At 40.0% G+C, this 19660-nt stretch carries 15 protein-coding genes; 6 read left to right on the top strand and 9 right to left on the bottom strand.

What is annotated here, in order from left to right; genetic code table 11:
- Window positions 1–35: 35 nt before the first annotated feature.
- The 3 genes from SAE01_RS07375 to SAE01_RS07365 are packed head-to-tail and all read left to right on the top strand — an operon-like array spanning window position 36 to window position 8982.
- Window positions 36–5120, top strand: coding sequence for a S8 family serine peptidase (locus SAE01_RS07375; protein ID WP_147203029.1), 5085 nt, complete (start codon window positions 36–38; stop codon window positions 5118–5120).
- A 26-nt stretch (window positions 5121–5146) separates the two neighbouring features.
- Window positions 5147–6943, top strand: coding sequence for a YDG domain-containing protein (locus SAE01_RS07370; protein ID WP_147203028.1), 1797 nt, complete (start codon window positions 5147–5149; stop codon window positions 6941–6943).
- A gap of 56 nt (window positions 6944–6999) precedes the next feature.
- Complete coding sequence (locus SAE01_RS07365) at window positions 7000–8982, top strand: adenylate/guanylate cyclase domain-containing protein (protein WP_147203027.1); 1983 nt, start codon at window positions 7000–7002, stop codon at window positions 8980–8982.
- On the opposite strand, the gene SAE01_RS07360 is transcribed toward SAE01_RS07365, so the two are convergent.
- Window positions 8979–10277, bottom strand: a complete 1299-nt coding sequence (locus tag SAE01_RS07360) for a BamA/TamA family outer membrane protein (RefSeq protein WP_218029107.1) — start codon at window positions 10275–10277, stop codon at window positions 8979–8981. The genes SAE01_RS07365 and SAE01_RS07360 overlap by 4 nt on opposite strands.
- A 251-nt stretch (window positions 10278–10528) precedes the next feature.
- Here SAE01_RS07360 and mscL point away from each other — a divergent pair, with 251 nt between their 5' ends.
- A complete protein-coding gene (gene mscL, locus SAE01_RS07355; protein WP_147203025.1) occupies window positions 10529–10915 on the top strand; it encodes a large conductance mechanosensitive channel protein MscL in 387 nt (128 codons plus the stop codon).
- Window positions 10916–10992: 77 nt separating this feature from the next.
- Here mscL and SAE01_RS07350 read toward each other — a convergent pair whose 3' ends face one another.
- Window positions 10993–11805, bottom strand: a complete 813-nt coding sequence (locus SAE01_RS07350; RefSeq protein ID WP_170234104.1) for a S1/P1 nuclease — start codon at window positions 11803–11805, stop codon at window positions 10993–10995.
- A 67-nt stretch (window positions 11806–11872) separates the two neighbouring features.
- Entirely contained in the window at window positions 11873–12040 is a 168-nt protein-coding gene (locus SAE01_RS07345) for a hypothetical protein (protein ID WP_170234103.1), read from the bottom strand.
- 59 nt (window positions 12041–12099) lie between these two features.
- On the opposite strand from SAE01_RS07345, the gene SAE01_RS07340 reads away from it, so the two are divergent.
- Window positions 12100–13551 (top strand): S41 family peptidase, encoded by a 1452-nt coding sequence (locus tag SAE01_RS07340; RefSeq protein ID WP_147203023.1) that lies wholly within the window; start codon window positions 12100–12102, stop codon window positions 13549–13551.
- A gap of 188 nt (window positions 13552–13739) precedes the next feature.
- Here SAE01_RS07340 and SAE01_RS07335 read toward each other — a convergent pair whose 3' ends face one another.
- Complete coding sequence (locus SAE01_RS07335; RefSeq protein ID WP_147203022.1) at window positions 13740–14015, bottom strand: hypothetical protein; 276 nt, start codon at window positions 14013–14015, stop codon at window positions 13740–13742.
- Between the two features lie 85 nt (window positions 14016–14100).
- Window positions 14101–14715, bottom strand: coding sequence for a class I SAM-dependent methyltransferase (locus SAE01_RS07330; RefSeq protein WP_246113182.1), 615 nt, complete (start codon window positions 14713–14715; stop codon window positions 14101–14103).
- A gap of 133 nt (window positions 14716–14848) precedes the next feature.
- Between SAE01_RS07330 and kdsA the strand changes: the two genes are divergently transcribed.
- Window positions 14849–15670: a 3-deoxy-8-phosphooctulonate synthase gene (kdsA, locus tag SAE01_RS07325; RefSeq protein WP_147203021.1), complete on the top strand. Its 822-nt coding sequence runs from the start codon at window positions 14849–14851 to the stop codon at window positions 15668–15670.
- A 19-nt stretch (window positions 15671–15689) separates the two neighbouring features.
- Here the strand turns inward: kdsA and SAE01_RS07320 are convergent, their stop codons facing one another.
- From SAE01_RS07320 to SAE01_RS07305, 4 genes are read right to left on the bottom strand one after another with little or no spacing between them, the layout of a single operon-like run.
- The gene (locus SAE01_RS07320) at window positions 15690–16262 is read right to left on the bottom strand and encodes a hypothetical protein (RefSeq protein WP_147203019.1); all 573 of its coding nucleotides are present in this window, start codon (window positions 16260–16262) and stop codon (window positions 15690–15692) included.
- A gap of 8 nt (window positions 16263–16270) precedes the next feature.
- Window positions 16271–17527: an LVIVD repeat-containing protein gene (locus tag SAE01_RS07315; protein ID WP_170234102.1), complete on the bottom strand. Its 1257-nt coding sequence runs from the start codon at window positions 17525–17527 to the stop codon at window positions 16271–16273.
- Window positions 17528–17546: 19 nt separating this feature from the next.
- Window positions 17547–19010 (bottom strand): outer membrane beta-barrel protein, encoded by a 1464-nt coding sequence (locus tag SAE01_RS07310; protein WP_147203015.1) that lies wholly within the window; start codon window positions 19008–19010, stop codon window positions 17547–17549.
- The gene (locus tag SAE01_RS07305) at window positions 18997–19557 is read right to left on the bottom strand and encodes an RNA polymerase sigma factor (protein ID WP_147203014.1); all 561 of its coding nucleotides are present in this window, start codon (window positions 19555–19557) and stop codon (window positions 18997–18999) included. The genes SAE01_RS07310 and SAE01_RS07305 overlap by 14 nt, the downstream gene beginning before the upstream one ends.
- Window positions 19558–19660: the final 103 nt, after the last annotated feature.

Genomic DNA, 19660 nt, shown 5'->3' with positions numbered 1-19660 from the left:
GGATATCCTAATCATTTTGTTTTTAATAATTTCTGATGCGAAAACTTTACTTGCAGCTTTACTGCCTTTGCTTTCCCCTTGCTCTGTTAATTACAACAAGTTCTTTTGGGCAAACCAATAATACAGCCCCTCCTCCAGTGATACCGCAAACGGTAAAAATTAGCGATTTTTCCCTTTTTGCAGGTAGTAACAATAACCTTCCTGCGGACTCAAGCAATTATGGAATTACTTTTTTTTCTGTCGGAAAGGTGTTTAGTGGAAATGTAGGAAGCAGGGGATTAATACAGCTTGATTATAACAACCAGATTTATGGAAACGTATATAGTAATCATAGAATTACACTTGGAGATACTGGCCAAATCTATGGCAATATCATTGCAAATAATTTTACAGGTTCAGCTGCACCTGCAATAGTATCAAACAACACTTCCACTAATACCTTTCAGAACGTAATAGCACAAGGAAACATTTCTTTAAATATAAATAATTCGGTTAAAGGACAAGTTTCAATACCTCAAGCAAATACCTATACCGGCCCAACACCCCAAGGAGGAACATATAAAGGAAGCTTTGGAAACGTGCCGATGCCGGTCATGCCTCTAATCAGCCCTTTCAACCCCGGCTCTGGCGTTATAAACACAACAACGACCATCAGCCCCGGTAGCTATAAGTCTATAGAATTAAGTGGTGGTCAAACCGTAACTTTTGCAGGGCCAGGTGACTACTATTTTGACAGCATTAGAAATTTAAATACGGGTGGGCCTAATATCTTTAATTACGACTTTCTTAATACTTCTACGGGATTAATTCGCATAATTATTCTCCAACATGCGGAACTGGGCCAAATACAGACCACAACGGCAGGCGGCGACGGTTCAAGAATCTATACTGAAGTACAAGGTGTCGGGGTATCTGGACGCAGGAATTCTTTTACGATAGATGGTCAGCCTGGTGGCAGTAACTGGAAGGGAACAGTTTGGGCGCCCTATGGGGGGATATATATTGGAACGTCTTATGGACAGGGAAGTGCAACAACAACTATGATAAACGGAGCACTTTGGTCAGGATTTTATATTTATCTTGATAAAGCAGTTTTTGTTTATCATGTTCCGTTGGCGACAAACCAAAATTCCATTGCACCCTATTATCCGCCTCCTCTTGGCGGTAAGGTTTATGATGTAATAGATGCTTCACTGGAATCTATTTTTGAAAATTATGATCCAACAAATCCTCCATCAGACACAGATTTTGTGTACCGAAGTAAGTATGCGGGCGAAATCTTAATAGAAGTAATTGCTAAAGCCGGACAATATACAACGCTAAGAAATCTTCTTGTCGGTTCAGACTATGGCTTTAGAGACTCCATTACAAATGGCGGTGGCTCTCTTGTTTTAACCGGAAGCTATCCCGTAAAGAATCTTCTAAAGCTGAACCTCCCACCAATTGCTCAATATATCGATTATGTAAAACCTCTTTACCTGCCACTTGTAAATGGAGGCCTGGCAGAAACTTTAGGTGATAGCTCAATGCGGGCCGGCATCACGCGAAGGAGTTATAATGTAACTGGCTCCGGAATAAGAATTGGTGTTTTGTCAGATAGTTACGCCAGGGCAGCGGCTAATCCTCTCACCGCGCCTCTAAGTGAAGACCTGGGCAGAGATCTTCCGATTGCAGATAGTATCCAGATCTTAGAAGACTATTTTACTCGGGGTTCAGACGAGGGAAGAGCGATGATGCACATTATTCATGATGTCGCACCAGGCGCTCGTCTTGCTTTTAAAACCGGTTTTATTAGTCCGGGAGATATGGCACTTGGCATTCGGCGACTTGCCACAGAGGCGCAAAGTGATATCATTGTTGAAGATGTGACACACATTACTGAGCCTTTTTTTAAAGACGGTGTAATTGCGCGTGCTGTTGATGATGTGGCAATTAATCGTAACGTCACTTATTTCTCTTCTGCAGGAAATTTTGGCAAAAAGGCATTTGACGGACAGTTTACCGGAATTGCTGCCCCAAGTGGTTTTACCGGTTTGGCTCACAACTTTGGCCCAGGAAATTATTTGCAACCAGTGACATTGAAACCGGGTGACTATACTATCGTATTACAATGGGATGATAAAATTTACTCTCTCGGGGAGCTGCCGGGAGCAGTTAACGATCTTGATATTTTTCTACTGGATAATGCGGGGAATTTGTTATTTGGCTTTAATAGAGTGAACATTGGAAGAGATCCAATTGAAGTTTTACCTTTTACGGTAAACGGGACTGAAGACCGTGCAGCCAACATAATGATTGTTGGCGCTGCAGGTACTCCTGTAAATTTAAAATTTAAGTTCGTAGTATTTCGTGGCCGATTAACGTTCAACAATTATGCAGGAGCATCTACTTTAGTTGGCCAGGCTAATTCGGCAAATGCTATAGCAGTAGGTGCAGTTAAATATAATCAGACCCCCGCTTTCGAGGCTAACCCTTCTGATTTTAATGTTGAACCCTACTCATCTGTCGGTGGAACGAAGGTAAATGGAGTAGATCGATCAAAGCCTGATTTAACCGCCCCTGACGGAGTCAATGTGAGGGTTTATATGGGTCCTGACACTGATGGATATGCCCCGCCCTTAGGTACATCCCAGGCTGATAATACATCGAATTTTTATGGTACATCTGCCGCTGCACCTCATGCTGCCGCAGTTGCAGCGCTAATAAAAGAAGCTAAGCAAAAGTTCACACTTGGCAGTCTTACACCAGCTCAGCTAAAAGTTTTATTGAAAAACACTGCAGTGCAAATGGGTGGAAGCGCCTACACACCAGAGGCTGGCGCGGGTTTAATAAATGCAGAATCGGCCATGAGCACCTTTGCAAATCCATTGCCATTTATAGGTGAATTGCATGTAGTTGAGCCTGCTGTTGTCCCCGGAACGGCGCCATTTACAGTGTCGGTTCAGGGCGAAGATTTTAAGCCTGGATCCGTTATTTATTTTGCTGGACATCCCCTGCCAACAACCTTCGTAAGTCCAGAGCAAATTACTGCTCCCGTGCCTGAATTTACAGGAAGTGCAATATATCCGGGTAACCCTGCTATTGAAGTGTATAACCCACCCCTTGTAAATGGAAACATGGACGGCGGCTACTCAGATAAGAGATATTTTTTTGAAACTGCGAAGAAAAACGTGGTCGTAGCGGTTCAGGGTGTTATAAGAAAATTTGGAGAGCGTAACCCTGCTTTTCAGGTAACAATAACAGTTGATGGACAACCGTTAATTGCAAGCGGCTTATCCGCTGGCCAGTTGAAATTAAATCATCTAACCTTTTCTACCGGGGCTACTAATTCAAGCAGTATCGGACAATACTCGATAACAGTCGCTAATCCTCTTGATCCTAATAATTTAGCAGATCAATTGCTGCTTGGAAAGTATAACTACAGGTTTATTGATGCACAGCTTCAAATTCAAAAGTTGCCGCTAACCATTACCCCTCAAAGTTTTACCATGGCGTATGGTCAGTTCCCAAATCAAATAGCTTATGACTATTCTTTTGATCGAACTGCCGTATCAAATCCAGACTCTTTGGTACAAGCGCTAAGAACACAGCATAAACAACTAGTAGCAGATAATGCATTAGCTGTCCTAAGTGGTTATAATACTGTAATTCCAGCTATATCATCACCAGATATAGCAAACATGAGCATGATGGCTTCGTATCAATCTTTTAGAAATGCCCGCAAATTTACTCTACAGGACGATCGTTTAATACCTCTGACAGCAGCAGTAGCCAATGACAAGATCGGCGTGCAACGTTATCTCATCGACCTTTCGGCTCAATCGATAAATGATTATAAAAACAATGATCGCACACTGGTTCTAACTCCTGCTTATCCGGGCGGTCCGTTAAGAGGATTGGCTAATAGTAGAATTGTTGCCGACCGTCATGTTCAAACCGTTTATAACGGGCAGACCCTAACACTACTAAACGCCGATTTGCTTACAAATGCAACGGGAGAATTGCTATTATCATTAGGAAATGGGCAAACGCTAACCCTTTCGAACAACGGCAGTCTCGTACCTCTTAATTACGGCGAGTTACTAACCTCTTCTGATAATGTCAACTTTCAAGCATTGGCAAATGGACAGTTGGCCGTAAGACAAGATGGACAAATTCAATTAGTGCAGAGTGTCACTGTTACCGCAAGCGGCGAGGTGCTAGCAACCCTTTCTAATGGGCAGACACTTACGATTTCGAACGGTGAATTGATTACGCTTATTAATGGTGAATTGGTTACTATATCTAACAATCAACTGCGGGCCATCGCGAGTAACCAACTGTCAACTCTTGCAAACGGACAAACACTAACGCTATCAAATGGCCAGACCTTAACTCTTTCAAATGGAGACGTTGTGACCCTTGCTAATGGACAGACATTAACGCTTGCTAACAATGAGCTCGCAGCTCTTTTTAACGGCCAAACGTTAACTCTGTCTAATACTCAAACATTAGTATTTACAAATGGTCAGACTTTAACGCTGTCTAACGGACAAACGCTAACCCTTTCTAATGGTCAAACGTTGACTCTTTCAAATGGGCAGACTTTAACCCTTTCAAACGGTCAGACTTTAACGCTTTCAAATGGTCAGACCTTAACTCTCTCTAATAGTGAGTTAACGACTCTATTTAACGGGCAGACGTTAACTCTTTCTAATGGACAGACGTTAACCCTTTCTAATGGACAAACGTTAACAATCTCAAACGGACAAACATTAACTCTGTCAAATGGTCAAACCCTTACCCTTTCGAATGGAGAACCGTTCGTAATCGTTAATGGCCAGGTGGAACCTTTGGGAAGCTTACAAATAAATGCTTCAGGTAGTTCCGTCATTTATACATTAATTAATGGTCAGACGCTTACATTAAGCAATAGCGGAGAGGTCTTTATCTTTTCCAATGGTGAACTTATATCCATCTCTAACAGTCAACTTTTGTCGCTTTCAAACGGGCAAACACTTACGCTTTCAAACACAGAACTTTTGGCTCTTTCAAAAGGGCAAACGCTTACGTTGTCGAATGGGCAAACCTTAACTCTTTCAAATGGCCAAACCCTTACTCTTTCAATAACACCAATATAGGAACGGGCAATAGCAATACAAAAGCAATGATTATAGTGGATGAGTCAGACTTATCAACTCAAGAAGGATCATTAAGCGGAATGTTCTCTGTAAATATGATTACCGGGCTTGATGTTGGCATCCAAAAAGTTATTGCCGGCACTTTTGCAAACGGAAATTTTGATATAACCTATCTTTCCGGAACTGCTACAATAGTGGCAAAAGAAATAACGATTACAGCTGATCCTATAACTAAAATTTACGGCGAAATCGACCCACCGCTTACATATAAAGTTACCGCCGGTTCAGTTGTTGGGACTGACCATATTTCGGGTGAATTAGCAAGAGTTGCAGGACAAAACGCTGGTGCTTACAACATTGAAAAAGGTACAATTGCGCTAAACAGTAACTACAATTTACATTATGTACCACGCACTTTCACAATCACCCCAAAAAGCCTTTCCGCAGGGTTTACCGCTTCCAATAAAGTGTATGATGGCAATACAGCTGCATCTATTGCTACAAGAACGTTGACAGGTATTGTTGGCACTGACGATGTATCATTAGGCACAAGTGGAACTGCTAGTTTTGACACTAAAAATGCAGGCAATGGAAAAACAGTAAGTGGGATTGGCTTTACATTGAGTGGTGCCCAGTCCGGCAACTACATTTTACAGCCCGCCACTGCAACAGCATTGGCAAACATCACTGCAAAACCGATAACCGCAAGCTTTACAGCTAACAATAAAATTTATGACGGTACTGTTACAGCGACTATCAACACCAGAGCTCTGACTGGTGTCATTTCGCCTGATGTTGTTAGTGCAATAAACGGAACTGAAAATTTTGATAACAAGAATGTTGGCATTGCCAAAGTGGTAACTGGTTCAGGCTTTGTTTTAGCGGGAAACGACGCAGCTAATTATGCTTTGGCATCTACTCCTGTCACCACAAAGGCTAATATATCGCCAGCCCCGCTCTCAATAACTGCAGACCTAAAATACATAAATCAAGGCGGCCCATTGCCTGTATTTACTTCTATGATAGTTGGGCTGATTGGAGCAGAGCAAATCACTGGCATTAACTACTCAGCTGCTTCCGTCAATAGTGCAATAGCAGGTGTTTATCCAAATATGCCTTCATTGTTACCTGCTTATCCGAATTATCAAATTACTTTCAATCGAGGTATTTTGTACGTAAATCCTGCTGGCAATACGGCTAAAAAAGTAATAACCAAGTTGGAGTGTATAGAAACTGTAACTCAAGGAACAAAGACAAACTATATTGCTAAGTTCTCTTATACAAATTCAAATTCTACTCCTTTTTACATACCGTTTAACAACGCAAGCGGGAACAATTACTTTACTGCAGAAGGAACATTTAGTGGTGTCGCTCCTAATCTGATTAATCCGGGAACTAATTATTTCCAGATACCTTTTGACGGCAAAAAGCTTTCGTGGTCTTTGCGTACAGATGGTTCAGTTCACACCACTGCGATTGCTTCAGCTGCCAGCGCAACTTCTTATCGTTGTAATGCAGGACCTGCAATGGCTCGGCAATCAATAGAAACGGCCGTTGAAGCAATAGAACCAGAGATTTTCAAAATATCATTATTCCCTAACCCGACGCACGGACAACTTGTTCTTCAGGCTCCGACAGGAATTCTTTTGGAAAATGACATTGTAATAACAGACGCAAGTGGAAGGATAGTTTCTGCAAAAGGTATTAGGAAAATTTCGGGCAATAATATTAATTTAGATGTGTCCTTCCTTAAAGCGGGAGTTTACTTCTTGAAATTAAAAACGAACGAAGGATTTAAAACTTTTCGATTTGTCAAACTTTGATTAAGTGCTTACCTATAAAACAGGGCATTTTCAATTACAAAGCTAAAAATGTTATTATGAAAGCTCTGTTACAATTGTTTCTGTGCATTGCCGTGGCTGCAATCAGTCCTGCAATGGGCCAGGTTGCTCCTAAAGAAGACACTGCTTATGTAAACAAATTATTGCAGGAAAGTAAAACATTATCTAATGAGGATCCTGCAAAATCTCTGAGCGTGGCAATACGTGCAAAAGAAATGGCGCGAAGAATTCATTTTCCTATCGGGGAGGCCTATGCACTAAAAAGCATGGGACTTGTCACTAAAGTCCAAGGGAAGCATGTTGAGGCACTTGACTACTATGAGCAGTCATTGAAGATTTTTCGCGAGCAAAAAAATAAGATCGGAATATCGAATCTCTTAAACAATATCGGCAGTGTTTACGCCGATCAGGGGGATGATGCTAAAGCACTTCAGTATTGTTTGGAGTCATTGAAAATTGCTGAAGAAACCGGTGATAAGTTAAGAATTCTGACGGCGCTAGCAAACATAGGCAGCATTTATCATAACAAAAAAGATCCGAGGGCCATCAACTATTTTTTGAAAGCATTGCCTGTAAGTGAAGAAATGGGTAACAAAGAGGCTTATGGCGTAATAGCTGTAAACATTGGCGAAACCTATTTCGATAAAGGGGATAATCTTAATGCTTTAACCTACTACAATAAAGCCTTTAAGGCAAATAATAATTCTGCTAGTGCTGCTTACGCTTATAATGGAATAGGAAAGTTATATCTTAAAACAGGAGACTATAACATGGCTCGGATCAATCATTCTAAGGCTATGTTTATTTCTAAGAAAATAAACGACAAAATGCAACAAATGCGTGCATTAAAAGGCATGGCAAATGTATACAGCGAACAAAAAGATTATAAGAGTTCCATAGGTTACTATCAAAAAGCAAAGCTGTTAGGAGAAGAGTTGCAGGCCAATATAGAGTTGAAAGAAATTTATGTAGAAATGGCGCTCGCTTATTCTAAGATTGGCGATTTTTCAAATGCTTATTTATTTAAGTCAAAGTACGCGAATATTAAAGACACGCTTTACAATGTAGAAACTGCAAAAAAACTTAAAGACTTTCAATTTGACTTTGATCTGACAAAAAAGCAAGGTGAGATTAACCTTCTTACAAAAGATAAAAAATTGACTGAGGCAGAAGTACAACGCCAGCGTTTTGCAAGAAACACCCTTGCCATTGGGGCCATTTTGCTTTTAATCATCGCATTTGTTATTTACCGAAACTATCGGATAAAAGCAAAAACGAACACAATTTTAGACAGGCAAAAAGTTCAGATTGAAAATTTATTACTCAATATACTTCCACAGGAAGTAGCAACCGAATTGCAAACGACAGGGCATGCAACCCCAAAGCACTACGACAAAGTAGCTGTTTTGTTTACCGATTTTAAAGGGTTCACCGCCATTGCTGAAAAAATGTCTCCTGGCGAACTTGTAGAAGAACTCAATACTTGCTTTATAGCCTTTGATAATATTATAGATAAATACGGGCTGGAGAAAATTAAAACTATTGGAGACTCATACATGTGTGCAGCGGGCTTATCAGGAACCGATAATGACTACGTGTATAATATGGTCAAAGCCGGATTGGAAATTCAGAAATATATCGAAGATTATAACGACCGATGCCAAAGTTTAGGACGCGAATGCTGGGCTATTAGATTGGGAATACATGTTGGGCCCGTTGTAGCAGGAGTGGTTGGTAAGAAAAAATATGCTTACGATATATGGGGCAATACTGTAAACATCGCAAGCAGGATGGAAAGCAACGGTGCTCCGGGAAAGGTAAATGTTTCTAACTCCGTATTTCAAGTTATAAAAGACAGATTTGCTTGTAATCATCGGGGAAAAATTTATGCTAAGAACGTAGGAGATATTGATATGTACTTTATAGAGCATGAAATAATCGACTACAAATTAATTGATACTTCCTCCAATAAAAATCATTCTCCCCTGGAAGCAACGTCTGGAACTTCACTAACTGCTTAAAACACCTCCCCAAGATTTAGTGTAAGTGCTGAATGGCCCTGGCTTACTCCAAAGTCAATTGCTATATTGGTGTTTGAGCGCTTGTTAAATTTTACACGAAGTCCTGCTCCCATGGCTGGGTGAGGTCCTGTAAATTTTCCATCTCCCGGGCCTGTTGTGGTAGTCATGTTTGCAAACACAACATAGCCTAGCAACCCATCGTCGCGCAAGTCACTGCGGTACTCGCCTTCCATATAAACGAGGCTTTTACCACGGTAGCGGTTTTGCTCAATTCCCCGCCCGGATCTTTGATATGGCTCGTACCCTATGGCCGGTAGATCGAGGTAAGGAACGTTATTATTTAGAGCAGTCCAGACATAACTCCATAACGCCAGGACTTTTCTTTTTTGCCCGGTTAATTCAATGTACTTACGGCCATCGAGGTATATCGATTTCCATGTGTTATCGCCATTTCCAAGTATATAGGGATTGACCCGGTAGATGAGGTTCAGATATGCGCCAGGCAACGGGTTTAAAGAGTTATTCCTTGAGTCGTAGAGAAGGTTAAAGGTGATGCCGGAAGAGACAGAATTTTGATTTGTAGCTGTGCCATGAGGGTAGCCCAAAAATTTAGGAAGTCCAATCGTATCTCCTACCGTTTGTATGTTGATATGATAGTCGAGGTTATAACCGATACCTGCTAACAGGTAAGGTTTTAACTGTTTTAAGAGTGTTTGATAAAATCTGAAATATTTATAAGTGATTAACAATCGATTGTTTTGGTTGTTGGTCTGGTTGGTTCCATACACATATTCGGGGTATAAAGAAAAACGCGTGTCGCCCTGGATATTCCACTTGTTCTTATTGGTATAAATGTTATTTCTAAAGCCAAGCGAATAACGTCCCTTGAAGTTTAAGTAGGGAACAAATGTTACGCTCGATAAAAAAGTATTTCTTCTGTTGCCAAGATAAAAAGCTGCTGAAGTAGAGGTGATCAGCGCTTTACCTCCGCCGGGAACAGCAGACGAAGTTGGTATGAGGGAAAAGTAAACTTTCTTCCTGCCTCTCCTTTGGATCTTCTGGGGAGTATATTTAAAAGTCTTTTGAAAAACGTCTATCAAATCTTTTTTATTGGTAGTATCAATATCATCGTTAGTGGGAGTAATCTGCTGGGCAACTGCTCGAAAAGGATTACAAAAAATTACGAGTACAATTAGAACAAGCGCCCCTTTAGAAGCAATGGAAGTAATAGAGTTGTTTATTGAATAAGCAGTAAGATGGCGAAAAATCATAGGGAAAAAATACACTATAATCATGCCTTATCAAAATTTATTCGCTCTTAAAAAAGATGATATAAAAAGTGAAAGTATAAGTGAGTGACACAACAAAATTTGCACAAAGAGCAAATGTGGGCTTAAGAAAAAATTCTCAATCCTACGTCTACTTATATTAAAGACGCATATGGAAAGTAAGCAGGGATTCTAAATTGAAACAGAGGTATAGAGCTGCCTTCTTTCCTGAAAATATTTCGGCTATATTTATTTATTCTTAACCAAAACTAACTACAATGAGTTTTTCATCTGAATTCAAAGAATTTGCTTTAAAGGGCAATGTAATGGACCTGGCAGTGGGAGTTATTATAGGAGCTGCTTTTGCCAAAATAGTTGACTCACTTGTTAATGATATTATCATGCCGATTGCAGGTCTTGTTGTCGGACCAAAAGGTTTTGTAAATTCTTACCTCTCCTTGTCCCCTGAGGTGACAGCTGCTAAAGCAACTAACCCAACTTTATCATTAGAAGAAGCGAGAAAACTAGGAAATGTGCTTGCATGGGGGAACTTTATAACGGTGGTTATCAATTTTATTATTCTTGCCATTATCATCTTTATGCTCGTAAAAGCAATGAACAGGCTTCAAAGAAGAAACCCGGTTGTTGTGGTCGCTACCACATGACTTCGTGCAAATAAAACGCTCTGCAAAACATGCAGAGCGTTTTTTTATTATATTAAAAATAGTTCGTCAAATCATCTTTACCCGAATATCTCATTAAGTAATGCCGCAAGCCGGATACCGCCTTTTAGCAACTGCTCGTTTAGCGTATTAAGATGTGAATAATTATACTGGTAGCTTAGCTTCTGGTCGGGCTTCTTCAATTCTTCGTGAAGAACTTCACTTAGGCGATAAGAGTCAAAAAACCAATTACTCACTGGCATCTTTTGCCAATCGCTCCGCTGCATAGCAGTTGAGAAATTAATTGCCTTAGTATATTCTGTATAACTCAACTGCTGCAATTCTATCAGTTGTTCGTCCCACAAGCGATGAGCGTTTGATGCTTCATTGAACCAGGTAATCTTAATATCATTTCCACCTCTATCACCTGTCGCGCTTACGTGAAAGGGTTGATGTATATCGCCGACAATATGAATCAAAAGGCGCAAATACATCACCTTGTCGCTTTGTGGAAGCTCCTTATTTTTAAGTTGAGCGATAAGAAAATTAAGGCGGGTATAAGCGCTGGCTGCCGTGTCTTTTTGTAGAGCTAACTCCATTTGCGCAGCATTCAACCCTTTGTCAACGTTTACATAATGCCACTCATTTAAATACCTATAATTAGAATCAGATTTTATAAAGTCCGCCCAGTTACTCGACATAGCAATACTCTCGTTGCCAAGTATTTTCTTAATTTCTCTATTAGCTTTTGATGTGAGGTAGTTACTTGCTATCTCGCCAACAATCCGGTGCCCAAGCATTCCCCACGCCATTGTTTTTATTGGCAGGCAAAACAACGAGATCATCAAAAAAGCAACCCCATATAGCGCCTTGTTCAAATACTTCACTCTCATTTTCAATTTTAAATTTTAAGCTGTAAAAGTATTGTTTATCCGCTTTCAAATAACAGGCATAAAAACTTTAAAAGTAGCCACCGCCATTTCTCACGATTACAATCAACCAATCATCCGCTTTAAAAAAGGACACTGTAAATGGGCGAAATTTTTCTCCGGTTGTTAACGTTTTTACAATTGCCCTTCCTTTTCCTAATGTATTTATAAACTTTAAATACCAACCTCGTATTGGCATTTTTTTAGACATCTCACTGGTTCTTTTAAAGTTACTTGCACCAACATTTTATATAATCAATGAAAACATTTCTTATAGCAATAACAGCTCTTTTCGCTCTTTCAATTACTTCATGTAAAAAAGAAATAGCACCAGAGACTCCCACTACAACTAATCCAACAACTACAGCAACTTCACCGTCAGATTTATTGAAAGATTCGCTGTACTTGTACACAAAGGAGATTTATTTATGGCAGGAAGTAATTCCTTCTTACGAGGTATTTAAGCCAAAACAATACACCGGCGCAACTGACAAGGACGCGGCTACAGCAGAAATGAATGCAATTCGTGCGCTGCAACCGCTAGACAGGTTCAGCTTCGTGACTACCAAAGAAGAATCAGAAGGCCTTCAAACAGGTGTGGCTGTCGACTATGGCTTTTTTGTAAAAGCTGCAGCTGCCGATAAGGTTGAGCCGATTGACTTTGTTCGTTGGTACGTTGAGTATGCATTTGATAAGTCAAGTGCGGGTATGGCAGGCGTAAATAGAGGCTGGTATATCAACAAGATCAATAACAGCAGCCTTACTTATTCGCAGTCTAGTATTGACCTTTTAAACAAGACTTTCTTTGGAACTGGAAATAGCGCTTCGTTTGAATTTGTAAAACCCGATGGCAGCACAGCCGCGCTTAATCTTAGTAAGACAAGTTTTACTTCCAACTCCGTTCTGCATAAGAGTGTTATAAATACAGCTGGCAGAAAAGTCGGTTACCTTGTTTTTAAACAATTTTTTGGCGCTCCTTCCGTCACTGAATTGAACAACGTGTTCAGCGATTTTAAGGCACAAGGCGTTAACGAATTGATAGTCGACCTCCGCTATAATCCGGGAGGATCTACAGCGACTCAAGATGCGCTTGCGAACCTCATTGCGCCTGCGTCTGCAAACAACAAAGTGATGTACAAATACATCTTCAACTCCAATTTGCAGCAAGGCAAGTTTCCTTTGCTTCAAAAAAAGTCGGGGTATGGAACCACATCTTTTGCAGAACAAAACAATACAGAAACCTTTTCAAACACTGGTACCCTTAATCTTAACCAGGTGTTTTTTATAGTGGGTCACGGAACAGCATCAGCGAGCGAGCTGTTGATTAATAATTTAAAGCCCTACTTAAATGTGAAGCTTATTGGAGACACCACCTACGGCAAACCTGTTGGTTTTTTCCCTGTTGACATCTTCAATTATTCCATCTATCCAATCTCGTTCAAGACTGTAAATAGCGCAGGTAATGCCGATTACTATCATGGCTTCGCGCCTGATAAGTCGGCTCCAGACGGGGTTAATAAAGTATGGGGCGATGTTACTGAGCCATCTCTTGCAAGCGCTTTAAGATACATTAGCACGGGCGCTTTTCGTAGTACGCAAAGCAGTGAACAACAGTACCAGAGCCAGATGAGAACACAGCAGGAACTCGAGCCTTTTAACCGTGAACTGGAGAGAAATAAGTTCACGGGTATGTTTATAGAAAAACATTAATCAGAAAAAATAATAGTATAAAAAAAGTCCGTACAAAGTTGTACGGACTTTTTTTATATACCCGGCTATAAAGTTCTATTTGTCTTTTGTTGCGTCGCACAGCGTGTACTATCAATCTTTCTGCAACCCTTTTCCATATCTGCATAAATCGTTTTAGAGCATTCCTGCCAACCGCGGCTGAATGAAAACTATTTAACTTTCGCACAACTCTTCTTAGCGTATTTGCGTTTTTTATTTGCCTTTTCGGGGCTTGCTTTACCGGTTTGATCTTTACCAATCGACGGTTCTAACATTTCCGGCTTTGATGATAATTGCTTTTGCTGTATCTCTTTTTCAATGCGTTGATCTGCTTTTATCTCTTGCTGCTCTAAAGGTCGTGGGGACCGCAGCTTCTTATTATCCTGGCTAAAACCAACGGAAAAAGTGAACAAACAAACTCCTATAAAACCAAAAACTCTTTTCATAATTTTTTATTGTCAGACTACAGACAGTACTTAAAGATTAAGCTGAAACCCTTTTTTTGCATAACATTTATATATCCCATTGCCGCTACAACTTCTGTAGACACCACGTTGTCATACATCTTACGTTTTGAACGTTGGTCGTCTTAATCGGCTCAAAGAGCTGGCCATTCAACTTTTCGGTATAGTCTAATAGCATCTGTTGATTTACTAAAAACCGTTCTGACCCATCGGGCAAATAATATTGCCCATTGCCTACATCTATCACCAAATCTTCGATACCTATGTCTGAAGCCAATCTCACAAACAAAAAACCTCCCGGCGCCAAAACGCGCCATACCGATTTTAGCATACTATCAAAGTGATTTGTATCTCTTGCAAAATGTAGGACGGCACTGCAAATCGCCAAATCAAAAAAGTTATTTTCAAATGGCAGCTCTTCAACAGGCCCCACCCCAAAGTTTCCTAAAGGATTTTCCGGGTGCAACTCTTTTGAAAGTCTTTGCACCTCTACAACGGCTTCCTCATTCTGATCGATGCCGTATACCTCATATTTATTCCGAAGAAAGTAGACAAGATTTCTTCCATACCCACAACCTGCATCCAACACTTTTTCACATCCATCAAAACGTCCTTTAAGCAATTGATCAAACAAGTAGATGTCAATATTTCCAAATGCTTCCTGCAAATTTTCTTTCATCATATTGTAGTTAAGAAGATTAAATATAAAAGCAAAAACAGGATAAAATAAGTTCAAACCTACCACCTCAATAAAAGCAATTTGGAATATTAAGAGCCCTGAGAATACCTTTGTCGACCAATTTTAAAATAGTACTATGGAGTTTTTACAGCAGTTATTTCAAAATCAGTCATACGATCCGAAAAGCTTTTTTCTAATAGCCGGGCCGTGTGTGGTAGAAAGCGAAGACTTAGTAATGGAAGTGGCAAATGATGTCTATGCGATTTGTAAAAAACTCGGCATTCCTTATGTTTTCAAAGCATCCTATAGAAAAGCAAATCGTACGAGCGCTTCATCCTTTACCGGTATTGGAGATGAAGCGGCTATGCAACTTGTAAAAAAAGTAGGAGATCATTTTGGTCTTCCGACCACTTCAGATATTCATGCACATGAAGAAGCGGCTCAAGCAGCAAAATATATAGATATTCTGCAGATACCGGCATTCTTATGCAGGCAAACAGATTTATTGGTAGCGGCTGCTGAAACAGGCAAAATAGTGAATGTAAAAAAAGGACAGTTTGTAAGCGGTGATGCGATGAAGTTTGCTGTAGATAAAATACGCAAAGCTGGAAATGACAAAGTAATGCTGACTGAAAGAGGTACTACTTTCGGCTACCAGGATCTCATTGTTGATTATAGAAACATATCTATTATGTCCGCTCACAACGTGCCCGTAGTAATGGACTGCACGCATAGTTTACAGCAGCCGAATCAAACTACCGGCGTAACAGGAGGAAACCCACAACTAATAGGAACCATTGCAAAAGCTGCGATAGCTACCGGCGCGCATGGGTTGTTTATAGAAACTCACCCCGATCCTTCCTGCGCAAAAAGCGACGGAGCGAACATGTTGCAACTGAGCAGTCTCGAGGAATTATTGGTTCAATTAGTAAAAATCAGGAAAGCAGTAGTGGAATAGGTGGTTGTCATCTTAATTACTACAATTGTATTCCTACTTTCAGTACAAGTCGCCGATACTTATAACTGTAGCTTTCTGTATTACTTTCAAAACCTGTGAACATGGGATTCCAGCTTTGCATCATCTTCTCCTCTTTATCCTGTTTCAAGGTATAGCCGGCGCTTAGCAGAAAGCTTCGCTTGTTTTTACCTGTCAGTTTCCATCCAATGCCTGCATCGTAATAAGCGCCGGGAGAAACTTTCGAATTAAGCTTTCGCTCTTTTTGTATAAAGTTTAGCCAGGGCACATAAACCCCTCCATCAGCATATAAAAAAAGAGCATTCTTTCCAATCGTCAAATCCCTTCTTATGTCAATAAAAAGCGGCACTCCTCTTTCTATGTAAAAGTCAATTCCTGCTCCAAATCCTGCAAACCATTGATCTTTCTTTATACCATTAATTGATTGAACCAGTGCCGACTCTTTATTAGCACCAACCAGAAGACCTACCTGGTTAATAGAGCTAAACCTTAGTTTCTTATCCAACAAATTATCCTGTGCAATCGCAGGTAAAATCATACCGAACGACAGGAGAAACACGATTACTACTTTCATCTTTATTTCTATTTATTGTATGAAATTTTGCTGATTTGTTGCACTTTATTCTTGTCGCTATAGTCAAACTCATACAACCCATCTTTCGCAACAACCATCGCAAGTCCGTTAACCGTAATGATGTCATAGGTTTCCATTCCAGCAATTGTTTGCAGGAGTTTTATGTTGTTTACATCTGTTGCATCAAAAACCTTTAAACCTGCTGATCCATCACAAATAAATAGAGTATTGCCGTCTTTGCTGAGACCGTGCGGATTTGTAAGAGGATAGCTTTTAACAAGCTTTGGATTTTGTATGTCTTGTATGTTTACCACATCGAGTTGGTTAGTAAATCCTCCGCATCTTGTGCCGGAACTAAGGGTTACAAAAGCGTAGTTGTCCTCGGCAATAACAGGGTCACACACACGTACATGACTAAAGCTACCTGCTTGCAAAGGCTGCGCAGGGTTGGCTATTCCGTAAATCAACATCCCTGTTTGAGAGCCTATAAATAGGTTGGATTTAAAAGGATAAATTGTTTCAATACCAAAGGGCAGGTTTATTTTATTACTGAAAACGGGATTTTGAGGTTGAGAAATATTAAAAACATTCAAAGCATTTTCGGTAACAGTGTACAGGTAATTATTAAGCAGGGTAAATCTTGCCATCGAACCACTAATACCTATTGCTGCCTTATTTGAGGCACTTGGGCTGATAGATGAAAGCGCCATGGCATCGAAGTAAAGTACACCGGTGTTAGAATGAGTATCAAGGTCGGTGGTAACTGTAGTATCTTTTTTTATCCAATCGGTAATAATCTTACTATTGTCTGCGACAAAATTTCCTGAATACCTTCTAAAGGGAAAAACACCTTCGGTAATTTTTTTTACAACAATCGATGAGGGACTGCTAATGTCGATCGTTACAAGATCAGTATACAAATCGGCATATAGAGTGGTGCCGGTAACAGCAAGATCAATGTTGCCGGGTATGGCAATAAAATATTTATTAACCGGGTTAGCCGGGTTTGAGTTGTCGATAACGTGTATGCCTTTATCAATTTCATTTAAATAGATATAATTGCCTAGCACAAACATTTTCCCGGGGCTCTTAACGGGAAGTGGTGCATCATTTTTTATGTTAGCCCGAACCTCTGCAGAAGTTTTATAGACGGGTGTGTACATGCTATAGGTTCGCGAAACCGTATCCTTTACACAACTATTAAAAGCAACAGTCATGGTAAGTAGTAAGACAGCGAGGTTACAAATAGATAGTCTTGCTTTCATATAAGTAGTTTTAGAAGTTTTATTTAAGAATAATATTTGCTTTGATACCGGTAAACAAAAGGTGTTGAGGTGCATTGATGGAACGTTTGCTAAATGAATTGAAGTTGTATTGCAGTGCCGGACCAACGCTTATTTGAAATGCTTTCTCGTTGAAGCCGTACATTAAACCTGATTGACCGAACAATAAAAAACGGCTAAACTGATCTTTTTCAGTGTAATAACTATTGGTACTCCTATTGAGATACAAAGCATTTGAACCGATCAAAAACGAAGGCGATAACCCAAAAGAGAACTGGAGTGGATGGTGAATATTTTTATTTAATTGAAACTGCAGGTTTACCGGGATTTGAAGAAGATGATATTTGTTGGTATAAGAAGTTGTTTGACCACCACGATAAAAAGAATTTGCTTTAGTTGACTTTTGTAATAACGTATCATAAATATTGAATGCTGAATCTACCCTGTTACCAACAGTCGAACTAGTCGTCATAAAATGATAATCCATCCCAACAGATAAGTCCAGCTTTTTTGACAAAGCCTTCTGTACGTATACACCAACACCCCACGAGAAACCACTTCTATATTGCAAAGTGGAAGCAGCAATCCGACTGTTGAAAGAGGAGGACGTGGATGTTGACGGCGAAGAGGCATTATTTTGCTGGTCAAAAGCAAGCAAACTTTTTTGTGATCCGAATCCGATCCCTCTGATGTTGTCTGATAATCCAGCTTGAAGAGTAAAGCCAACAAGGAGTTTTCGAAGTGCTTTTTGTTTGAATGTTTTTGGAAGGCTTTTTTCTTCCGGTAACAAAGACTTATCCCCTACCGGAGTGTTATTCTCTGTTGATACTATTGACTTCTCTATTGTATCGCCCCTTTGTTTCTTTTGAATTTCTGAAAGCAAGTATTTGTGAGGAGGCAACTCCGTTCTTCCTTCCATCCTGCTTACAGGTAAGCTGCTTATTGCGCTTTTATTATTTATAGATGCGTTTGTGTTGAAGATTTTTCTTTGGTTGCTGCTTGGCTTAAACCTATAAAGCTTTTCGGGTGCATTGGCGGTAGAAACTCCGGGGGTTGTGATAGAACCTGCGTTCCTCTGATTTCCGTTTATCCTCTTTTCTGTAGCCTTTATTGATTGCCGTACTATTTCTTTTTCCGGCTCCGTCTTTTCTTGCGTTATGACCTTTTTTACACTAGGAGAATTATTACTTCTGTGGGATGGGTTTCTTAAAGAACCGTTGGTAATTGATTTTTGAGCTGTAGAGGTATGAACCAAATCGGCATCTTTTTTACTATTTAAGAAGAAGAAAAAGCCAACAACAGATCCGGTTAAAACAAGCCCAGCAAACAGCCAAAAGAAAAGAAGTCTTCTGCCTTTTTCCTTACGAATTCTTGCCTCCACTCCTTTCCATACTTCACCGGTTGGAACCAGTGTAAACTCCTCCATCTGCATTCGAACTTTTCCTTCAAATCTATTTTCTTGCATACACCTTGTTTTTACTTCCGGATGTATTGGTAATCCAGCTAATGAGTAAATGTCTCGCACGCATGTATTGAGAGCGTGAAGTGTTTTCGCTGATGCCGAGCATCTGCCCAATTTCTACATGAGAGAAACCTTCTATTGCATGTAAGTTGAAGATGGCCTGGTAGCCGGTTGGTAATTGCCTGATTAGTTCTGCGAGTTCCTTTGTATTTAACAGCACCTCCGGATCATCGGTAGAAATAACGGCTAACTCAGTCTTGTCAAATAATAACTCATGCTGATACTTTCGACTTTTCTTAAGATAGTTAAGCGCAGTATTAACCATGATCCTTCTGATCCAGGCGCCCAATTCCCCTTCCCGATTATATTGATTTAAAAATTTAAAAACTCTGACAAACCCATCCTGCAGAACATCTTCAGCATCCTGTAAACTTTTTGTATAGCGGTAACAAACACCAAGCATAGTTGGCGCAAATTCCTCATAGAGCTGCTTTTGTGCTGCAGCTTTTCCTTTCAAACAATTTTTTACCAGTGCTAAATGATCGGTCATTTCTTCAATTCAGCAGGTTGACAATGTATTATTTGTCACCGTTGCACGAAAGAGAAAATAAAAAGGAAAAAGGTAAAGTCAAAGTGAAGAGCGTTCTTAGATT

It is taken from the genome of Segetibacter aerophilus, from assembly GCF_007991655.1.
Taxonomy (GTDB): domain Bacteria; phylum Bacteroidota; class Bacteroidia; order Chitinophagales; family Chitinophagaceae; genus Segetibacter; species Segetibacter aerophilus.
This window is presented reverse-complemented; position numbering and strand designations above follow the sequence as displayed.